Here is a 2,591-nt window from a genome sequence, read left to right as displayed (position 1 = left end):
GATCAGGCCCTGGGTCGAAGCGTCCTCGGCCGAGGTTTCCTCGGAACCGGTCAGGCGGTTGTAAACGCCTTTGCCCAGCTCTTTGCCCAGCTCAACGCCCCATTGATCGAAGGCGTTGATGCCCCAGACCACGCTCTGCACGAACACTTTGTGCTCATACATCGCCACCAGTGCACCCAGGCGGCGCGGGCTGATGCGCTCGACCACAATGGTGTTGCTCGGGCGGTTACCCGGGATCACCTTGTGCGGAGCCAGCTTCTGGACTTCAGCTTCCGGAAGCCCCTTCTCGCGTAGTTCGGCTTCGGCTTCGCTACGGGTTTTGCCAAGCATCAGCGCCTGGCTCTGGGACAGGCAGTTGGCATACAGCCACTGATGGTGGTCGGACACCGGGTTGAAGCTGACGATCGGTACGATGAAGTCGGCCGGGATCAGTTGAGTCCCCTGGTGCAGCAACTGGTGGTAAGCGTGTTGCCCGTTGCAGCCCACGCCGCCCCAGATTACCGGGCCGGTATCGGTGGACACTGGCGTACCGTCCTGGCGCACGCTCTTGCCGTTGGATTCCATATCCAGCTGCTGCAGGTGCTTGGTGATGTTACGCAGGTAGTGGTCGTACGGCAGGATCGCATGGCTCTGCGAGCCCCAGAAGTTGCCGTACCACACGCCGAGCAGGCCCAGGAGCACCGGCATGTTCTGTTCGAACGGAGCATTCTGGAAATGCTGGTCCATGGTGTAGGCACCGGACAGCAGTTCCTTGAAGTTGGACATGCCGATGGCCAGGGCGATTGGCAAGCCAATGGCCGACCACAGCGAGTAACGGCCGCCGACCCAGTCCCACATTGGGAAGATGTTTTCTTCGCGGATACCGAAAGCCACGGCCGCCGCGTTGTTGCTCGATACGGCGATGAAGTGACGGTACAGCTCGGCTTCCGAACCACCCTGGGCCAGGTACCAGGCGCGGGCGGCCTGGGCATTCTTCAGGGTTTCGAGGGTGTTGAAGGATTTCGACGAGACGATGAACAGCGTGGTCTCGGCGCGCAGCTTCATGGTCAGCTCGTGGAACTCGCTGCCGTCGATGTTCGCCAGGTAATGGCAGCGCACGCCTTTATGGGCGTAGGACAACAGGGCTTCGGAGACCAGCTCCGGGCCGAGGAACGAGCCACCGATGCCGATGTTCACTACGTCGGTGATCGGCTTCTCGGTGTAGCCACGCCACAGGCCGTCGTGGATGCGACCTACCAGGTCAGTGATCTGGTTCAGCACCTTGTGCACGTCCGGCATGATGTTCACGCCATTGACCGACAATTTGTCGCCCACCGGGCGGCGCAGGGCAGTATGCAGGGCTGGGCGGCCTTCGGACGAGTTGACCGGTTCGCCAGCGTACAGTGAGTTGATCGCGTCCTTGAGGCCGACTTCCTTGGCCAGGCCCACCAGCAGGTCACGGGTCTCGCTGGTGATCAGGTTTTTCGAATAATCGAGGAAAAGCCCGCAGCTGCTCAAGGTGAACTGGGAAAAGCGCTGGGGATCGGCATTGAATGCCTCGCGCATGCTGAAATCCTGCATGGCTTGGCGATGTTGAATGAGCGCTTGCCAGGCGGGCAGAGCGGTAACGTCATGAGGAGTGCGGTAGTACGCCATCGCTGCGGGTTTCCTTTTATTACGGGGACTGCCTTTAGGACACTTCAAAGTCCGGAACGTCCTGCCTTTGATCAAGTGGCCGCTGCCGGACAGCGCTAACCAAGAGCGCAGGGCGATTACATTAAACCTAGCGTGTCGATATGTCTTGGCTTTGTCTGCGCTGTAGCCGGTACTTTTTTATACCGGCACAGCGAGGAGGGCAACTGAAGGCGATCAGTTAAGTGTCAGATGCAGGTTGTCGATGAGACGAGTGGCACCCAGATAAGCAGCTACCAGGATCACGATATCTCGATCCTCGACGGTGGCCTGGCGCAGATGCACGCCTTGGCGCACTTCGAGATAGTCCATGCGCAACCCGGCAGCTTCGATCTGCTGTACCTGTTCGGCACGCAGCTTGGCGAAGTCGTGGTCACCGGCCTTGATCGACGCCGCGATCTGGCTGAGGCTGCGATACAGCACCGGGGCAATGGCACGTTGCTCATCGGTGAGGTAACCATTGCGCGACGACAGCGCGAGGCCGTCTTCGGCACGCATGGTGGGCTCGCCGATGATCTGGATCGGCATGTTCAGGTCTTGGACCATGGCACGAATCACGGCCAACTGCTGGTAGTCCTTCTGACCAAACACGGCCATGTCCGGCTGGACCATGTTGAACAACTTGCTGACCACCGTGGCCACGCCTTCGAAATGCCCAGGGCGGCTGGCGCCGCACAGGCCTTCAGACAATTGTGGAACGCTGACACGGGTCTGGCCCGTCATGCCGCCTGGGTACATTTCCTCGACGGTGGGCGCAAACAGCAGGTTGCAGCCGGCTTGCAGCAGCTTTTCCTGGTCGGCGGCCAGGGTGCGTGGGTATTTGTCCAAGTCTTCGCCGGCGCCGAATTGCAGCGGGTTGTCGAAGATACTCGCTACCACGAAGTCCGACTGCTGAGCCGCCTTGGTGACCAGGGTGGCAT

The 2,591-nt window shown here is 60.4% G+C and carries 2 protein-coding genes; both read right to left on the bottom strand.

Annotated features, from left to right (window positions below):
- Positions 1 to 1,635 (bottom strand): glucose-6-phosphate isomerase (pgi, locus tag ACRESD_RS15365; protein ID WP_431751701.1); only part of this gene is annotated, 1,635 nt, incomplete at its 3' end.
- 213 nt (positions 1,636 to 1,848) lie between these two features.
- A partial coding sequence (gene panC, locus ACRESD_RS15360; protein WP_431751700.1) for a pantoate--beta-alanine ligase occupies positions 1,849 to 2,591 on the bottom strand: 743 nt, incomplete at its 5' end.

It is taken from the genome of Pseudomonas sp. (assembly GCF_050739995.1).
In the GTDB taxonomy this organism is placed as follows: Bacteria; Pseudomonadota; Gammaproteobacteria; order Pseudomonadales; family Pseudomonadaceae; genus Aquipseudomonas.
This window is presented reverse-complemented; position numbering and strand designations above follow the sequence as displayed.